The 17,244-nt window shown below is 69.7% G+C and carries 14 protein-coding genes and 1 pseudogene; 4 read left to right on the forward strand and 11 right to left on the reverse strand.

Translation table 11 applies throughout. From position 1 onward, the window contains the following. Positions 1 to 407: 407 nt before the first annotated feature. The 6 genes from VP06_RS07135 to VP06_RS07160 form a co-directional block, all read right to left on the reverse strand. Positions 408 to 1,331, reverse strand: a complete 924-nt coding sequence (locus VP06_RS07135; protein ID WP_048463134.1) for a DUF1186 domain-containing protein — start codon at positions 1,329 to 1,331, stop codon at positions 408 to 410. Between the two features lie 59 nt (positions 1,332 to 1,390). Beyond that, complete coding sequence (pheT, locus tag VP06_RS07140; protein WP_048463135.1) at positions 1,391 to 3,814, reverse strand: phenylalanine--tRNA ligase subunit beta; 2,424 nt, start codon at positions 3,812 to 3,814, stop codon at positions 1,391 to 1,393. 18 nt (positions 3,815 to 3,832) lie between these two features. Then, a complete protein-coding gene (locus VP06_RS07145) occupies positions 3,833 to 4,420 on the reverse strand; it encodes a hypothetical protein (protein WP_048463136.1) in 588 nt (195 codons plus the stop codon). After that, the gene (locus VP06_RS07150) at positions 4,420 to 4,764 is read right to left on the reverse strand and encodes a hypothetical protein (protein ID WP_048463137.1); all 345 of its coding nucleotides are present in this window, start codon (positions 4,762 to 4,764) and stop codon (positions 4,420 to 4,422) included. Before VP06_RS07150 ends, VP06_RS07145 begins: the two co-directional genes overlap by 1 nt. A 37-nt stretch (positions 4,765 to 4,801) precedes the next feature. Further along, a complete protein-coding gene (gene pheS, locus VP06_RS07155) occupies positions 4,802 to 5,884 on the reverse strand; it encodes a phenylalanine--tRNA ligase subunit alpha (protein ID WP_048463138.1) in 1,083 nt (360 codons plus the stop codon). Between the two features lie 91 nt (positions 5,885 to 5,975). Further along, a complete protein-coding gene (locus tag VP06_RS07160; RefSeq protein ID WP_063928353.1) occupies positions 5,976 to 6,773 on the reverse strand; it encodes an IclR family transcriptional regulator in 798 nt (265 codons plus the stop codon). A gap of 237 nt (positions 6,774 to 7,010) precedes the next feature. On the opposite strand from VP06_RS07160, the gene VP06_RS07165 reads away from it, so the two are divergent. The 3 genes from VP06_RS07165 to VP06_RS07175 are packed head-to-tail and all read left to right on the forward strand — an operon-like array spanning position 7,011 to position 10,208. After that, entirely contained in the window at positions 7,011 to 8,237 is a 1,227-nt protein-coding gene (locus VP06_RS07165) for an ABC transporter substrate-binding protein (RefSeq protein ID WP_048463139.1), read from the forward strand. Positions 8,238 to 8,284: 47 nt separating this feature from the next. Further along, positions 8,285 to 9,055: an SDR family NAD(P)-dependent oxidoreductase gene (locus tag VP06_RS07170; RefSeq protein WP_048463140.1), complete on the forward strand. Its 771-nt coding sequence runs from the start codon at positions 8,285 to 8,287 to the stop codon at positions 9,053 to 9,055. Positions 9,056 to 9,089: 34 nt separating this feature from the next. Next, a complete protein-coding gene (locus VP06_RS07175; RefSeq protein WP_048463141.1) occupies positions 9,090 to 10,208 on the forward strand; it encodes a CaiB/BaiF CoA transferase family protein in 1,119 nt (372 codons plus the stop codon). Positions 10,209 to 10,243: 35 nt separating this feature from the next. Here the strand turns inward: VP06_RS07175 and VP06_RS07180 are convergent, their stop codons facing one another. From VP06_RS07180 to VP06_RS38920, 5 genes are all read right to left on the reverse strand, one after another. Beyond that, positions 10,244 to 12,400 carry a TonB-dependent hemoglobin/transferrin/lactoferrin family receptor gene (locus VP06_RS07180; protein WP_048463142.1) on the reverse strand — a complete coding sequence of 719 codons (2,157 nt, stop codon included), beginning with the start codon at positions 12,398 to 12,400 and terminating at the stop codon, positions 10,244 to 10,246. A 179-nt stretch (positions 12,401 to 12,579) separates the two neighbouring features. Then, on the reverse strand, positions 12,580 to 13,410 hold the full coding sequence (locus VP06_RS07185) for a heme ABC transporter ATP-binding protein (protein ID WP_048463143.1): 831 nt from the start codon (positions 13,408 to 13,410) through the stop codon (positions 12,580 to 12,582). After that, positions 13,403 to 14,449 (reverse strand): FecCD family ABC transporter permease, encoded by a 1,047-nt coding sequence (locus VP06_RS07190; protein ID WP_053081572.1) that lies wholly within the window; start codon positions 14,447 to 14,449, stop codon positions 13,403 to 13,405. The genes VP06_RS07185 and VP06_RS07190 overlap by 8 nt, the downstream gene beginning before the upstream one ends. Positions 14,450 to 14,462: 13 nt before the next feature. Further along, entirely contained in the window at positions 14,463 to 15,350 is an 888-nt protein-coding gene (locus VP06_RS07195; RefSeq protein WP_048463145.1) for a heme/hemin ABC transporter substrate-binding protein, read from the reverse strand. Next, on the reverse strand, positions 15,347 to 15,655 hold the full coding sequence (locus VP06_RS38920; protein WP_082167237.1) for a hemin uptake protein HemP: 309 nt from the start codon (positions 15,653 to 15,655) through the stop codon (positions 15,347 to 15,349). The genes VP06_RS07195 and VP06_RS38920 overlap by 4 nt, the downstream gene beginning before the upstream one ends. A 1,392-nt stretch (positions 15,656 to 17,047) precedes the next feature. Between VP06_RS38920 and VP06_RS07200 the strand changes: the two are divergent. Next, a pseudogene (locus tag VP06_RS07200) lies at positions 17,048 to 17,244 on the forward strand (PE family protein); the annotation flags it as partial.

The raw sequence follows: 17,244 nt of genomic DNA on the forward strand, positions 1-17,244 counted from the left end.
GCTCCGCCGGTGCGCGAAATCTACTTGTGTTGCTGCATTGTGACTCACATGCGGCTCATAGACCGCGCGAGGGTGAGAATCCCGGTCCCATGGCCAGGGCAGGCACCGGGATGTCCCCCGCGGAAGGGGTACACCAACGGTCGTCGAACACGACCTTTGATCCGATGCTCGATTGTCCGCCAAACCTCTGGTTCTGAATGGAAAATTTGAAATGGGTCAACGGCCTGCTGCGTCAGCATCGCGGGCCATTGGAATGCTTCGAAGCGGCAGCGCGCAACGAGGGCACCGAACCCCACCGACGATCCGCTATGTCTCCGGAGCGACGGACGGCAGGTCCCGCACTGGGCCGCGCCTCGGCACCACCGGACCATCGCGCCCTCGGGCCCGGTCCGGCACCGCAGGCTCCGTCAGCGTCCGGGCGGCAGCGGCGGCAGGGCGGCCAAGCCCTGCTCGACCTTGTCGAGGCAGCACTTCTTGAACTTCTTGCCGCTGCCGCAGGGGCACGGGTCGTTGCGGCCGACGGTGCGGTAGGGATTGCGCTCGGGGATCGGGACGCCGTCGTCGTCGAGATCGGGCAGATGGTCGTAGGCGCCCTCACGGGTGTAATCGAGCGCGCCGACCAGGTCGTCGAGATAGTCGATCAGCAGATCGTCGAAGCGCTCGCGGCTCTTCGGCCGCAGGCGGGCCTCCTTCAGAGTCTCCTGCACCGTCTCCCAGTCGACGACGGTGCCGGCATTGCGGCCGTCCTTGCGCGCCGCCTTCAAGCGGGGGGCGAGGTCGTCGAAGCCGAGCAGCGAGACCGCATCCTCCCAGCCCTGCCAGACCTCCTCGGCCTCGGGCGGGGCCAGACGCTCGTGGTCGAAGCGCACCAGGAACGCCTTCACCATCTCGCGGTCGATGCGCCCATCCGCGGTCAGCAGGGCAAGCGCATGGAAGAGCTGCATCCGCGCGATGCCGACCGGCGCCTCGCCGGCGATGGCGGCGAGCAGGCGCTCGGCCTCGCCGTCGAAGCTGGCGGCGACGAGGCTCGCGAGGGTGTTCGGGTAATCCTCCCCGAGCGCTGCCGAGATCGCGTCGTCGTCGCGGCGCAGAAGGCGCATCAGGGCGGCATGGATGCGGGTGTCGCGGGCCGAGGCGAGGACGTGGAGGCCCCAGAACAGCAGGGTCCGCTCGGGCTCGGTCAGCGCCTCGGCCTCGCCGTCGGCGGCCCGGTCGAGGAGCGCCAGCACCGGCTCGGCAATCGAAGCCGGCGCCGCCCGCGCCCGCTCCAGGGCCTCCTCGGGCAGGTAGGTCGCCACCGAGAGTTCCCGGATCAGATCGGTCTCCGCCACGCCTGCCTCCTCGTTCCGTGTTTCCGGCGACGCGCACCGCGCCGCCGGTCCATTCAGGGTCAGCCCCGCAGGGTCGCGCCGGTCTTGCGCGTCACCTCGGCGACGATCTTCTGGCTCACCGCCTCGATCTCGGCATCGGTGAGGGTGCGCTCGGTCGGCTGGAGCCGGACCGCCACGGCGACGGACTTCTGGTCCTCGCCGATGCCGGCGCCCTCGTAGACGTCGAACACCTCGATCCCCGTGACGAGATTGCGCTCGGCACTTTGCGCCGCCTTCAGGATGTCGCCCGCCGAGACGGTGCGGGCCACCACGAAGGCGAAGTCGCGGGTCAGCGGCTGGAAGTCGGGCAGGCTCGCGGCCGGCTTCATCTTGGTCGGCCGGTGCTTCGGCAGCGGCAGGGCATCGAGGGTGATCTCGCTGACCACCACCGGGCCCTTGATGTCGAGGGCCTTGAGCACCCGCGGGTGCAGCTCGCCGAAGAACCCGACTGGGTTGCGCGGCCCGAACTGGAGCGTGCCGGAGCGACCGGGATGCAGCCAGTCCGGGCCGCCGGCCACGACCTGGAGCCCGCCGGTCGGCACGCCGAGGGCGGTGAGCAGCGCCAGCGCATCGGCCTTGGCCTCGAAGGCATCGACCGGGCGGGCGGCGCCGTCCCAGTGCCGGCCGGCGCCGCCATGGCGGGCGGAGCCACGGCGCAAAGCCGCCGCCTTGGTGGTCTGGCCCTCGGGCTGGTCCGAGGCGAAGCACTGCCCGACCTCGAACAGGGCGACGTCGCCCATGCCACGGTCGGCATTGCGCTGCGCGGCGCGGGCGAGGCCCGGCACCAGGCTCGGGCGCATGTCCGACAGGTCGGCGGCGATGGGGTTGGCGAGCGCCAGTTCGGGCTTGCCGCCGCCGAACAGGGTGGCGTCGTCATGCGCGATGAACGACCAGGTCACCGCCTCGACGAGGCCACGGGCCGCGCATTCGCGCTTGGCCTGCCGGGTGCGCTTCTGCATCACCGTCAGGACCGGGCGGATGACGGTCGCCTCGATCCGCGGGAGCGGTTTGGGCTCGATCCGGTCGAGGCCGGCGATCCGCACGATCTCCTCGACGAGGTCGGCCTTGCCCTCGACGTCGGGCCGCCAGGACGGCGGGAGCACCTTGGCCCGGTCGCCGGAGCCGGCGACGTGGAAGCCCAGCGACTCCAGCGTCACCTTCATCTCCGGCCGCGGCAGGTCGAGGCCGGACAGCCGGCGCACCTCGGTCCACGGGAAGTCGATGATGCGGTCGGTGTCCGGCACCTCGCCCGACACGGAGGCCTGGCTCGGGGTGCCGCCGCAGAGATCGAGCACCAGTTTCGTCGCGAGATCCAGACCCGGCAGGGCGAAGGCCGGGTCGACCCCGCGCTCGAAGCGGTAGCGGGCATCGGTCACGATGCCGAGGCGGCGCCCGGTGCGGGCGATGGTGAGCGGGTCCCACAGGGCCGATTCGATCAGCACGTCGGTCGTGCCCTCGTCGCAGCCCGAATGCTCCCCCCCCATGATGCCGGCGATCGATTCGACACCGCTCTCGTCGGCGATGACGATCGTGCCGTCGTCGAGCCGGTAGGTCCGTCCGTCGAGGGCCACGATCTCCTCACCGTCGCGGGCGCGGCGCACCGTGAGGTGGCCCGTCACCTTGGCGGCGTCGAAGACGTGGAGCGGCCGGCCGCGGTCGAAGGTGACGTAGTTGGTGATGTCGACGAGCGCATTGATCGGCCGCAGGCCGATCGCGGTCAGGCGCCGGCGCATCCATTCGGGCGACGGCCCGTTCTTGACGCCGCGCACCAGCCGCAAGCCGAAGAGCGGGCAGAGATGCGCGTCCTCAGGCAGGACGTCGCGGGTGACGGCGACCGGGCAGGCCCCCTCCCCCTTCACCGGGGTCAGCTGCTCGCGCCGCAGGGTGCCGATGCCGGCTGCCGCGAGATCGCGGGCGATGCCGTGGATGCCGGTGCAGTCGGGCCGGTTCGGCGTGAGGTTGATCTCGATCGCCGGATCGTCGAGGCCGGCGAAGGCCGCGAAGGACTGGCCGACCGGCGCATCGGCGGGCAGATCGAGGATGCCGTCATGGTCATCCGACAGGCCGAGCTCGGACCCTGAGCACAACATGCCGCGGCTCTCGACGCCGCGGATCACGCCCACCGACAGGGTGATGTTCTTGCCCGGCACGTAGGTGCCGGGCGGCGCGAACACGGTTTTCATGCCGGCCCGCGCGTTCGGCGCGCCGCAGACCACCTGCACGGGCGCACCCTCGCCGGTCTCGACGGTGCAGACCCGCAGCCGGTCGGCATTGGGGTGCTGCTCGGCGGTGAGCACGGCGGCGATGCGGTAGGCCGCGAGATCCGCGGCCTTGTCCTCGACGCGCTCGACCTCCAGCCCGATGCGGGTCAGCGTCTCGACGATCAGGTCGAGGGAGGCGTCTGTGTCGAGGTGGTCCTTGAGCCAGGAGAGGGTGAATTTCATGGGGCTAAACCTCTCGGCTCAGGCGAGCCGGGCCTTGGTGATGGGAAGGACGGCCAGGCGGCGGCACTGGTCGTCGTCGAGGGATTCGAGGTCGGCGACCGCCTGCTTCGCGCGGGCCACGACGTTGCGAGTCGCATCGCGATGAATGGTCAGGCCGGGCGGGCTGTAATCCGCCTGATGCCGGCGATCCTGGAGGTAGGCGAAGGCTGCGCTGATCTCGACGACGATCGGGCCGAGTTCGGGTGCCTCCCGCCCGGCCAGGCGCCTCCGGATCTGGCCGTGGTCGATGAGCCGGTAGACTGGCTCCGTCAGCGCCGGGTCTCGCCGCCAGAGGCTAGAGCATTTTCCGACGAAGTGGATACCGGTTCGTCGTAGAAAATGCGGCAAAATCAAACAGCGAGAGAAGCTTCGCGATTGCAACGCGATCGTGAAGCGCTCTAGCGCGCGCGTGCACACGAAGTAGAGCCCGTGGAACACGGCGTAATAGGCACTGCTGATGGCACGGCGCATCGCGGCCTTTTGCAGGTTGCGGCGCCCGCGCTGCTCGGCGAGCATGTCGGCGACAACGAGAAGATCGTAGACGAGAGGATTGCCGAGTCGCGCCATTACGCATTCACTTCCGAATCCCGATCATCCATTTCCCGATCATCCATTTCCCGATCATCGTCGTCGTCATCGCCGAAGATCTCGTCATCTGGGTAATCGACATCGAGACAGGGGAAGTGCTCTTCCCCTTTCTCGCGCAGGGCAAGCCAGAGAGCCGCGTTGGCGGCATTGGACTCCTGACCCTCGGTCACGCCCGAGCCAGGCTTCATGTGCGCGACGACGAACAGCGAGGGCTCGTCGGACTGGTCACAGCCCGGACGCCCCTCGACCCGCTCGTAGCCGGAAGCGGCGAGATGACGGGTCAGGATCTCGTCGGCGATCGTCGTGATCTCGTCCACGGTCATGATGCGCCTCGCGCAAGCGTCTCTCAGGAAGCGTCCGTCAGCCGGTCAGGCCGCCGACCAGGCTCGGGATGTCGAGGGGCCGGAAGCCGTAATGCTCGAGCCAGCGGACATCCGCCTCGAAGAACGGGCGCAGGTCCGGCATCCCGTATTTGAGCATCGCGATCCGGTCGATGCCCATGCCCCAGGCGAAGCCCTGGACAGAATCCGGGTCGAGGCCGCAATTCCGCAGCACGTTCGGGTGGACCATGCCGCAGCCGAGGATCTCGAGCCAATCGTCGCCCTCGCCGAAGCGGATCTCGCCGCCTTTGCGCGAGCACTGGATGTCGACCTCGGCCGAGGGCTCGGTGAAGGGGAAGAAGGACGGCCGGAAGCGCATCTTGACGCTGTCGACCTCGAAGAACGCCTTGCAGAATTCCTCCAGGATCCACTTCAGGTGCGCGATGTTCGCCTGGCGATCGATCACCAGGCCCTCGACCTGGTGGAACATCGGGGTGTGGGTCTGGTCGGAATCGTGCCGGTAGGTGCGCCCCGGGCAGATCACCCGGATCGGCGGCTGCACGGAGCGCATGGTGCGGACTTGCACCGGCGAGGTGTGGGTGCGCAGGAGCTTGCGCTTGCCGTCCCGGTCGGGCCGCAGGAAGAAGGTGTCGTGCATCTCCCGGGCCGGATGGCCCTCGGGGAAGTTGAGCGCGGTGAAGTTCAGCTCGTCGGTCTCGACGTCCGGGCCTTCCGCGATCGAGAAGCCCATATCGCCGAAGATCGCCGTGATCTCGTCCATCACCTGGGTGATCGGGTGGATGCGGCCGCGGGTTTCGGGGCCCTCGCGCACCGGGAGCGTCACGTCGATGCGCTCGGCCGCGAGACGCGCCGTCAGCGCCGCCTCGGCCAGGGTGTCGCGCCGCGCCTGGATCGCGCCCTGGACCCGGTCGCGCAGGCCATTGATCAGCGGGCCCTGCTCCTTGCGGACCTCGGGGCTCATGCTCCCCAAGGTTTTCAGCAGCTCGGAGACGGCCCCCTTCTTGCCGAGGGCCGCGACGCGCACGCCTTCGAGCGCGGCCTCGTCGGCGGCGCCAGTCACCTGGGCGAGGAGATCGGTTTCGAGGCGGGTGAGATCGGTCATGGTCTGCTCAATCGGGGCTCAGGCGATGCCCTGCAACGCGCCGCCTGCTCCGTCAACCCGGGCCGGGGGCGGTGTCGGCGCGGCGGCGGACCTAACCCGGATCTGCCGCAGGCCCGCGCCGGCGGGAGGCGCGCGCCTCCCGCGCCTCCGCCGCGGGCGAGGCAATGCCGTGGCGGGCGAGCGCCGCCTTCAGGAGCGCGGCGGTCTCGGGCCGCCGCGTCAGGCAGCGCGAGGTCGGCCCCGCGACGACGATCGAGAGGCGGCGATCGCCGAGCGGGAGCGGCAGGGCCACGCCGGCGAGGTCGGCAATGTACTCGGACGCGCTCTGGTGATAACCGCGCTCCCCCGCCTCGGTCAGCTCGTGCTCCACCGTGTCCACGCTCATCGGCGTCGTGTCCGAGAAGCGCTCGAACGCGATCCGGCGGTAGACCGCCTGCCGGGCCGCCGGGGGGTACTGGGCGAGGATCGCCCGCCCGGCGGAGCTGGCATGGATCGGCACCCGGTCGCCGACCCGGGCGTGGTAGCGCACCTGATGCCGGGACTCCGCCACGGCGAGGAACAGGGCATGCACCCCGGTCAGGGTGCCGATCGCCGTGGTCTCCCCGGTGGCCGCCGCCACGTCGGCCACGAGGTCGCCGACGACGTCCGGGAGGGGCTCGGCCTCCGCCACGGCCTGGGCGAGCGTCAGCCAGCGCGGCGTCGGATAATATCCCGCCCGCGGCCGCGGCTCGTAGAGGTAGCCCTTCTCGACGAGGGTGCCGACGAGGTTGAACGTGCTCGATCGCGGCCAGCCGAGTCCGTCGGAGATCTCCGCGAGGGTCGCCGGGCGGCGCCGCTCGGCGAAGTACTCCATCAGTTCGAGAACGTTGGCCGCCTGCTTGACCTGCATCTGTCCCGTCGCCCCGTACCCGCACGCGGCGTGATCGGCCCTGCCGCCCGGCTCCGCAGGGCCGCAAGCTAGCGCTCGCCGCCCGCCCGCACCACAGGCCCGCCCCTTGCGGCGGATCGCTTGACAAATTCACTATTGGAACTGCAAAATTCTCATACAAGAATTTTTGGCGTCGCAACGATCGGCGCCGATGATGCGAGCAGCCGCGAGATGCCGGTTCGCCGCAGGGAGGAAAGCATGCCGCTCCGCCGTACCCTCGGTACCCTCGGTACCCTCGCGTTCGCCGCCGGAACGCTGCTCGCGTCCACGGCTCTGGCGCAGATCCCGGTGAAGATCGGCGTCCTCGCCGACATGTCCGGGATCTTCTCGGACATCGGCGGCGCCGGCGCCGCCGAGGCGACCAGGATGGCGGTCGAGGATTTCGCCAAGCTGCCGGAGGGGAAGGACCTGAAGGTCGAGGTCGTCGCCGCCGACGCGCAGAACAAGCCCGACGTGTCGAGCGCCATCGCGCGCAAGTGGTTCGACTCGGACGGCGTGGACGCCGTCGTCGACATGCCGACGAGCGCGATCTCCCTCGCCCTGGCGCCGCTCGTGCGCGAGAAGAACAAGGTCGCGCTGTTCACTGCCTCCGGCTCCTCGGACCTGACTGGCAAGTCCTGCACGCCGAACTCCGTCCACTGGACCTACGATACCTGGGCGCTCGCCCATGGCACCGCCGAGGCGATCACGCGGGCCGGCGGCAAGTCCTGGTACTTCATCACCGCCGACTTCGCCCTCGGCCACGCGCTCGAGCGCGACGCCGGCGCGGTGGTCAAGGCTGAGGGCGGCCGGGTGGCCGGAACCGTGCGCCATCCCACCGACGCGAAGGATTTCTCGTCCTTCCTGCTCCAGGCCCAGGCGTCCCAGGCGCAGGTGATCGGCCTGACCAATGCCGGCGGCGACACGATCAACGCCATCAAGCAGGCCGCCGAGTTCGGCATCGTGCAGAGCGGGCAGCAGCTCGCCGGCATGCTGCTGTTCCTCTCGGACATCCACTCCCTCGGCCTGCGCACCGCGCAGGGCCTGCGCCTGACGACCGGGTTCTACTGGGACCTGAACGACGGGACGCGGGCCTTCGGCGAGCGCTTCGCCGCGCGCAACAACGGCCGCTACCCGACCATGAACCAGGCCGGGGCCTATTCCGCCACGCTGGCCTTCCTGAGGGCGGTCGCGACGCTGGGCTCGGCCAAGGACGGGGCGGCGGTAGTGAGCGCGATGCGCGACGCCGGCACCTTCGACGATCCGCTGTTCGGCAAGACCTCGCTGCGCGCGGACGGCCGCGTGCTGCACGACATGATGCTCGTCGAGGTCAAGAAGCCGGACGAATCGAAGAAGCCCTACGACTACTACAAGGTCCTGGCCACCATCCCGGGCGCGGAGGCTTTCCGTCCCCTCAAGGACGGCGGATGCCCGTTCGTGAAGTAGCGGGCGCCGCCCCGACGGCATCGACGCAAGCTAAGGACACGACGACCATGCGACTGGCAAACAAGCTCGTGGTGGTGACGGCCGCGGCCTCCGGGATGGGACGCGCCGGCGTGGAGCTCTTCCTGCGCGAGGGCGCGCGGGTCGCGGCCATCGACGTGAACGCCGAGGGGCTCGCGCGGCTCTCCGCCGACATGGCGGCGCAGGGCCATGACGTCGCGACGGTGCGGGCCGACCTCTCGCAGCCCGAGGAGATGCGGGGCTCGATCCACGAGGCGGCGGCCGTGCTCGGCGGGATCGACGTGCTGTGGGCCCATGCCGGCATCCCCGGGCCCGGCGGCATCGAGAACCTCGACGTCTCGGCCTACCGGCTCGCCATCGACCTCAACGTCACCTCGGCGGCCCTCGCCGCCGGCGAGGCGATCGGGCACATGCGCCGGCGTGGCGGCGGTTCGATCGTGTTCACCGCCTCCGTCTCGGGCCTCGTCGGCTCGATGTGGAGCCCGATCTACTCGGCCGCCAAGTTCGCGGTGGTCGGGCTGACGAAGTCCCTCGCCCAGACCTTCGCCCCCGACAACGTCCGGGTGAACGTCATCTGCCCGGGCCTCGCCGAGACGCCGATGAAGCTCGGCTTTACGGGCCGTTCGGGCGATCCGGCCGAGGCCGCCGCCGCCGAGGCGCGCATGGTCTCCGCGGTGCCGATGGGGCGCCTGTGCCGGCCGGAGGAGGCCGCCCATGCAGTGCTCTGGCTCGCCTCGGACGATGCCTCCTACGTGACGGGCGTGGCCCTCCCCGTCGATGGCGGCTTCACGGCGCGGTGAGCGCCGGGGCCCGCGCACGAGAAGGAGAAGCGCCATGCCGGGTCCGCTCGCGGGCATCAAGGTCGTCGACCTGAGCACGGTCGTTGCGGGGCCCTTCGCCACGCAGATCCTCGCCGAGCTCGGCGCCGAGATCCTCAAGGTCGAGGGACCGGGCGGCGACATCCTGCGCGCGCCGGGCCCGGCCCGCTCGCCCGGCATGGGGGCGGCGTTCCTCAACTGCAACCGCGGCAAGGACAGCGTCGTCCTCGACCTGAAGCAGGAGGCGGGCCGCGCCCGGCTCGACGACCTCGTCCGGGGTGCCGACATCCTCGTCCACAACATGCGGATGAAGGCCGCCGCCCGGCTCGGCCTCGACGACGCGCGCCTGCGCACGATCAATCCGGGGCTGATCACCTGCGCCATTGTCGGCTTCGGCCAGGACGGGCCCTACCGGGACCGCCCGGCCTACGACGACATCGTCCAGGCGGCGTCGGGCTGGGCCGATCTCGAGCGGCGGGCCGGGGGCGAGCCCCGCTACGCGCCGACCATCGCGGCCGACAAGACCGCGTCGCTCTACGTCACCACCGCGATCAGCGCCGCCCTGTTCCACCGCGCCCGCACGGGAGAGGGACAGGCGATCGAGGTGCCGATGTTCGAGTCCATGGTGTCGTTCCTCGCCGTCGAGCACCTCGCCGGCCTCACCTTCCGGCCGCCCCTCGGCCCGTCCGGCTATGCGCGCCTCCTCTCGAAGCACCGCCGGCCCTACCCGACCCGCGACGGCCACATCGCGGTCCTGCCCTACAACGCGAGCCACTGGCGCGCGGTCTTTAGCGCCGCCGGCCGCGAGGATTGGGCGCAGGAAGCGGCGCTCGGCTCCGATGCCGCCCGCGCCGCGATGATCGACACCCTCTACGAGCGCCTCGCCGGCTGCCTCGCGCAGGACACGACGGAGGCGTGGCTCTCGCGCCTCGCCCCCCTCGACGTGCCCTGCACGCGGGTCAACCGGATCGAGGACCTGCTCGACGACCCCCACCTCGCGGCCACCGGCTTCTTCGAGGCGATCGACCATCCGACGGAGGGAGCGCTCCTGGCGACGCGACCGCCGGTCCGGTTCTCGCGCACGCCCTGCGGCGCGACGCGGCCCGCGCCGCCCCTGGATTCGGGCAAGCCCTGAGGCCGGCATCCGGAGGGCGCGGGGCCGCCGCGGCATCACCGCGTCGCGAACTTGATGCTGATCGCGGCCTTGGCCGTCAGGCCGGGGCTCGGCAGCAGGTTGAGGTACTGCGTGTAGCGCTTGTCGAAGGCGTTCTGCACGATGACGTCGGCGCGGATGCGATCGTCGATGCGGTAGGAGGCGAAGACGTCCACGAGCGCGTAGGCCTTCGTTGCCAGGATCGTGGTGCCGGCCGGCACGTCGCGGCGGCTGTCGACGAATGTCAGGCGACTTCCGACCGTGACGCGCTCGTCGAGGAACCGCAGCCCGAGCGTCGCGCTGATCCGATCCGGCGGCACGGTCAGCAGCGTCTCGCGGGTCGCCTTGTTGCGCCCGTCGGTATGCGTGGCGGCGAGCGAGACGAAACCCCCGCCCCAGTCATACGCGCCTTCGATCTCGACACCCGACAGCTCGGCCTGCGCGATGTTGAGGTACTGGAGCGATTGCACCGGGATCACGCACGGAAACCGCCCGGGGAGCCGCGCGCAGATCGACGCCGGTATGCCGGGTATGGCCGGGGCGAAATAGGTCGGGCCGACCGACGAGATGGTGATGTAATCGTCGACGATAGTGTTGAAGACGTTGAGCTTGGCTCTCAGAACGTCTCCTGGCTGGAGCACGTCGCCGTATTTCAGGTTGATGCCGCCCTCGACGGTGTGGGCCACCTCCGGCCGGAGCGTCGGATTGGGCAGGATGGTGAAGGCCGGGAACGGATGGATGCCCTGCACCAGCGTCTCGGTGATCGACGGCGCGCGATAGCCTTCGGCGTAGGTGGCGTAGAACTCGATGCCGGCGAACGGCGACACGCCGACGGTGAATTTGGGCGACAGGCGGTCGCCGCTCGATCGGTAGGCGCCGCCGGAGAGGTCGTAGCGATCGTAGCGCAGCGCGCCGATCACGCGGAGCCAGGAGGCGTAGCGCATCTCGTCCTGGACGAATGCGCCCGCGAGGTTGCGCTCTCCCGAGGGGGTGAAGGCGGATCCGAAGCCACCGGCCCGGTCCGTCGTCCTGACGCTGTCGAAGACCATGTCCCCGCCGAGCGTCAGGGCATGGCTCACGCCCCAGGTGTCGAAACGGGCGGTGTTGTGGATGTCGAACCCCGACGTGTCGATATCGTAGTTGATCTGGTTGCCCGCCCGCACGCCGAGATTGCCGTAGAGGCCGCTCGCCGTGTCGCTCAAGAAGGTCAGGGTGTTGTGCGTCGTGGTGTAGTAGCCCTTGGCACTGAGATCGATCAGCGGCACGTCCGGGCGGGCGAACCGGTAGCCAAGGGTGTAGGTGTCGGCCTGGACGGCGTTGGCGAAGCGGGCGCCGGCGTTGCTGGAGCCGTTATTGGCGAAGTCGACGTTCTGGATCAGGGCCGTGCCGCTGATCTCGTGGCCGTCGGCGGGCCGGACGTTGAACTTGGCGAGGCCCGAGGTCAGTTCGTTGCCGGTGTCGCGCACCAGGTTACCGAGGCCGTCGCGGTAGGGCGTGTTGTTGCGGTAGACGAACTGCCCGAAGACGTCGGCGGCGGTGCCGATGCGCGCGCCCAGAGCCGTCGAGTTGAGGAATCTCTGCCCGTTGGTGCCGAACCCCCATTTCTGCACCGCGCCGGCCGTCTCGTCCGGCGTCAGGATGTCGTCGATCGAGCACGTGCGGAAGGCCAGCACGCCGCCGATCGCGCCCGAGCCGTAGATGGTCGAGGTGGGGCCCCGCGTGATGTCGATGCCGCCGACAAGTTCCGGGTCGAGGTAGAACACGCCGTTGGCGCTGTGCCCGGAGGTCTGGAAGTCCTGGCGCGCGCCGTCGACCAGCACGTTGACCCGCCCGAAATCCTGCAGACCGCGGATGTTGATGGCCTGGGCCGGGTCGTTCTGGTTCTCCTGCGTCGTCACGCCCGGCACGTCGCGCAGCACCTCGGACAGCCGGCTCGGCTGGAGACGCCGAATCTGCTCGCGCGTCACCACGCTCGTGCCCGACAGGGCGTCGATCGCCGATTCTGCGGTCTTCGTGGATGTCACCGTGACGGTGTCGAGGGCGATCGGCGCCTCCGGCGGAGGAGCCGCCGGTGGCGGGGCCGCGATCTGCGCGTGGGCGGATCCGAGGGTGAGGAGCGAGACACCGACCAGGAGACCGGGGCGGCACGACAGGATGGGACGGCGGGAGATCATCACCAGTTCCGCGAGGCAGGGCGCAACGTCGAGAAGTTGGCTGGCTGGCGGAGGGCTGGCTGGCTGAGGCTCGTCATGCGAGCCCGATCGCCTCGGCGTCAATGCGTGAGAAGAAGAACCGGATTGTTACAGCTCGAAGTTACGATGGCGCGCATTCATAAGCATTCCAGAGAGATCGTCTAACCTGTCGTCGAGTTGCCTTGGGGCAACACGCGAGTCGGCAGGATGAAGGGCTTGCCGCCTGGCGGAACCCGTCCGACGGGCCATCGCACGCCGAAGACCTCGGCGATCAGGTCGTCGCGCAGGATCGCATCGGGGGCGCCGCGCGCCACGAGCCGGCCGCCGTCGAGCACCAGCAAGGTGTCGGCATAGACGGCCGCGAGATTGAGGTCGTGCAGGATCGCCACGACGCCCACCCCCGTGCGACGCAGATCGTCCACGGCGTCGAGGATCGCGCTCTGGTGGCGCAGGTCGAGGCTCGCCGTCGGCTCGTCGAGGAACAGCACCTGTCCCGCGGCGACCGTGCGGCCGGCGGCCAGCTGGCAGAGCACCCGCGCGAATTGCACGCGGGCCTGCTCGCCGCCCGAGAGGCCGGGATAGGCGCGCTCGGCAAGGTGCAGGATATCGGCCTGCTTCAGGGCCTGCACCAGGATCGTCTCCCGGTCGCGGCGGGTCAGGCCCCGGCCGATCCCGTCGAGGCCGATCCGCGCCACCTCGGCGACCGCGAACGGGAAGGCGACGCGGGCCTGCTGGGGCAGAACGGCGCGCAAGGTCGCGAGACGCCAGGCCGGGATCCCGGCGACCGGCTCCCCGGCATAGGCCACGCTGCCCGCTGTCGGGCGCAGCTCGCCGCAGAGGAGACGCAGCAGGGTGGACTTGCCGGCGCCGTTCGGCCCGATCATCACCTGCAGCGTGCCGGGCTCGACCGTCAGCGAGAGGCCCTGGACGAGGATCTTCCCGTCCGCCGCGAAGCCGAGGTCGCGGCCAATGAGGAGCGGCGGCTCAGCCATCGAAGCCTCTCTGTCCGGAGAGCAGCAGCCACAGGAAGACGGGCGCCCCGACGAGCGCGGTGACGATCCCGATCGGCAGCTCCGCCGGGGCCACGACGAGGCGCGCCGCGACGTCGGCCAGGACGAGCAGCGCGCCGCCCAGCAGCGCGGCGGCGGGCAGGAGGCGGCGGTGGTCGGGGCCGATCGCGAGACGCAGCGCGTGCGGCACCACGAGACCGACGAACCCGATGACGCCGGCCGCGGCGACCCCCGCGCCGACCGCCACGGCAACGAGCAGGATCGCCGCGCGCTTGAGGCGCTCGACCGGAATGCCGAGGTGGAAAGCCTCCGCCTCGCCGAGGACCAGGGCATTGAGGCCGCGCCCCAGGAAGGGCACCGCGGCGAGGACCGGCAGGATCGCCGGAGCCGTCGCCGCGACCTTGGTCCAGCTGGCGCCCCCGAGGCTGCCGAGCGACCAGAAGGTGAGGTCGCGCAGCTGCCGGTCGTTGCTGGCGAAGACCAGGAGACCGGTCATCGCCCCGGTGAGCGCTCCGAGGGCGATGCCGGCCAGGAGCATCGTCGTCACCGAGGTCCGCCCGGACCGGGTCGCGACGAGGGTGAGGCCGAGCGTCGCGGCGAGCCCGCCCAGGAACGCCCCGGCCGGCAGGACCGCGTAGGGCAGAGGCCCCGGGAGGCCGAGGCTCCGCAGAACGCCGTCGCCCAGCACGATGATGGTGGCCGCCGCGAGGCCCGCCCCGGCCGAGACCCCGACGAGAGCCGGGTCGGCCAGGGGGTTGCGGAACAGCCCCTGCATCAGCGCGCCGGAGACCGCGAGGCCTGCTCCGACCATCAGGCCGAGGAGGGTGCGGGGCAGGCGGATGTTGAGGATGACGAGAGCGTCGCGCGCGGAAGCCGGATCGGCACTCGCATGCGCCACCAGGTTCACAATCCGTGACGGCGGGATCGGGACCGCCCCGACGCCGACGGAAAGGACGGCAACCGCGGCGACCAGCAGGGTGAGACCGGCAAAGATCAGGCCGCTCCGCCGCCGTGCCCGCATCGGCGCATGCGCCTCAGTCACGGGGCAGGTCGGGGTAGATCGCCTGCATCAGGTCCCGCGCGGCGTCCGGGGTGCGCGGGCCGAACCCGAGAAGGGTGAGGCCGTCCATCGCCACGAGGGCGCGCCGGGCGGCGGCCGGGGTCTGGCCAAGCGCCGTGCCGGGCGCGAAGACGCCGTCCGGGCTCGGCGCGTCGGTCCCGTTCTGCATCATCACCACGGCATCGGGCGCCGCGGCGAGGATGGCCTCGTCGCCGATCGGCTTGTAGCCGTCGAAGCCCGTCACGGCATTGTCGATCCCGGCGAGCGCCAGGATGCCGTCGGCGGAGCTGCCGCGCCCGCCGGCCATCATGCGGCCGTTCGCGACGGACAGGATCACCAGGGCCCTGGCCCGCCGGCCGATCCGAGCCCGGGCTCGCGCCAGCTCGGCGAACCGGGCGCCGACCTCCGCCGCCAGCCTCTCGGCCGCCGGCGCGAGTCCGGCGAGGTGGCCGACGGTCAGGATCTTGTCGAGGACGCCCTCGGGCGTCGGCGGCTCCCTGACGAGCGACACCGGGACGCCTGCCTCCCGCACCAGGGCGAGCACCTCCGGCGGTCCGGCGCCCTCCGCCGCGATGACGAGATCCGGGCCGAGGGAGAGCAGCCCCTCGGCCGACAAGGCCCGCAGGTAGCCGACATTCGGCTTCTCGCGCAGGACGTTCGCCGGGAAGAGGCTCGTCGTATCGACGGCCACGACACGTTCGGCGGCACCGAGCCGGTAGAGGATCTCGGTGACGGCGCCACCGAGCGAGGCGATGCGGGCCGCCGGCTCGGCCGCTCGCGAAACCCCGGGAACGACGCCGATAACGGCGCCGGCGAGGAGGGCGCGGCGGCTCCAGAGCCGCGGAGTGGAACAGTCGGTCATTTCGTGAGGATCAACTTGTTGTTGGCGGTGATCCGGAGCCGGTAATGCTCGCCGGCATGCACAATCGTCACCTCACGGGCCCCATGCATCAGGACGGTCGAGGCGATCGTCGCGGGCAGCTCCGACCGCCGGTCGCGTGCCAAACCGTCACGATCACCGCTGTTGCCGGCGGCGACGTCCTCTCGTTTTGTCATGGCGTAGACTTTGAGGCGTTCCGCATGTTTGAAATATTCTATTTCGAACATGGGAAATTGATGACAACCCGTCCTAGGAGATCGTTCTCCGCTGCGCAAGACGCGCTGCATCGGAGCGGTCGACGCGACGCGCTCTGAGAATCCGTTTGGAGAGCCCCCGGAATACGAAATATGGTGCTGAACCGACGGTTTCTGCACGACAGATTGGGCCCCGCCCCCCTTTCCAATCGGGCACTCAGATCGCCTCGGTACAATCCGCTCAGACTGGCTTTCAGGATGAGGTCAAGGATGGGACGGAACGGCGCTCCAGACCGACCCTCCTGTCGTGGACCGTGTTGCAAGGCGATCGCGCGATGCGCGCGTGTCACTCGACGATGCTGGGGAGGTTGTCGATCCGGTCAGGACCAGCGACCGATGCCTCGTTCGCGTCTGGTCGGGATCGTCCGTCTCACGCCACGCGGCCCCGGTCCGATGCCGCCGGAGAATGGCCGTGCCGGTCCGGCGCAGATCCTGCGTGGTATCTGGCATTTTGGCCGGCCGGCTTCGATCGGCGGCTCCGTGATCCGCCATGCCTGCGCGCCGCCGAATTCATTTCCTGACGCAGCGTGCGCGGCGACACATCGCGCCGGTTGCTGCGCCCGTAAAGTCCAATCATCGCTACACGGGCAGGGCGACGACGCCAGACTAGAGCATTTTCCGACGAAGTGGATACCGGTTCGTCGTAGAAAATGCGGCAAAATCAAACAGCTAGAGAAGCTTCGCGATTGCAACGCGATCGTGAAGCGCTCTAGCCTGCACCAGGAGCCAGACTATGACATGAGAACCCGCATGTCTGCTGTCGTCACCGCGCCTGGGGCACCGCCAGCCGGCAGAACTGTTCGGTCAAGCAGTACAGCCAGACATCAGGCGGGTGCCGCGGCCAACGGAAACCTGACGATGGGCGAGACGACGCTTTTGCGCGCCGTGTCTGACGGCAGGATCGGTGGTCTGGCCGGTGGCCTGGCCATGACGGTGGTCGGTCCCGCCAACGCCCTGATGGGCCCGTAACGCAAACGAAAGAGGCCCTGGAATGCCGCCTGTTTGCTTTGCAAATCAAAGATATAACGTCAAATATAAAATTTATAGACTCTGATTTTGTAGCGTTAATTGCAAAACCAAATTATCATCCCACGATACCATCGCGATCATTTCCCATAAAACTCCAACTTATCGAGTAGCGTAGTCCGAACTCGAGCTGGCGGCGTTGCTGAACCAAGAGGATGGTTAACATTCAGACTTCGTTCAGTGCGCCGATAGCAGATTAGGTCCAACGAACACGACGAGCCGCCCGCAGATATCCTCCATATGGAGGATGCGTACCAGTTCCGGAACGGCTCTGACGCAGTCAAACGCTCGTATCGGCGTAGCATAGCGTTCACGCGCATCGGGTCCGGCGCGCCAAGCGGCCCCATCCCCATCCATTCCATCATGCCGGCACCGCGGGTGCCGTCGCAGGAGGCTATCATGAAGAAGACGATGTTCGCGATCGTGTCGGCCGTCGCCATGCTGGCGGCCGCGCCCCAGGCCATTGCCGGTGGCATCGCCGGCCACGGCGGAATGGGCGGCGGCGGGTATTACAATGGGAACGGCGGGGCCGGCGGCGGCGGCGGCGATGCCATGAGCGGTGGGCGCGGCGGCAATGGCGGCCGGGGCGGCTCGGG

It is taken from the genome of Methylobacterium aquaticum (assembly GCF_001043915.1).
Lineage (GTDB): Bacteria > Pseudomonadota > Alphaproteobacteria > Rhizobiales > Beijerinckiaceae > Methylobacterium > Methylobacterium aquaticum.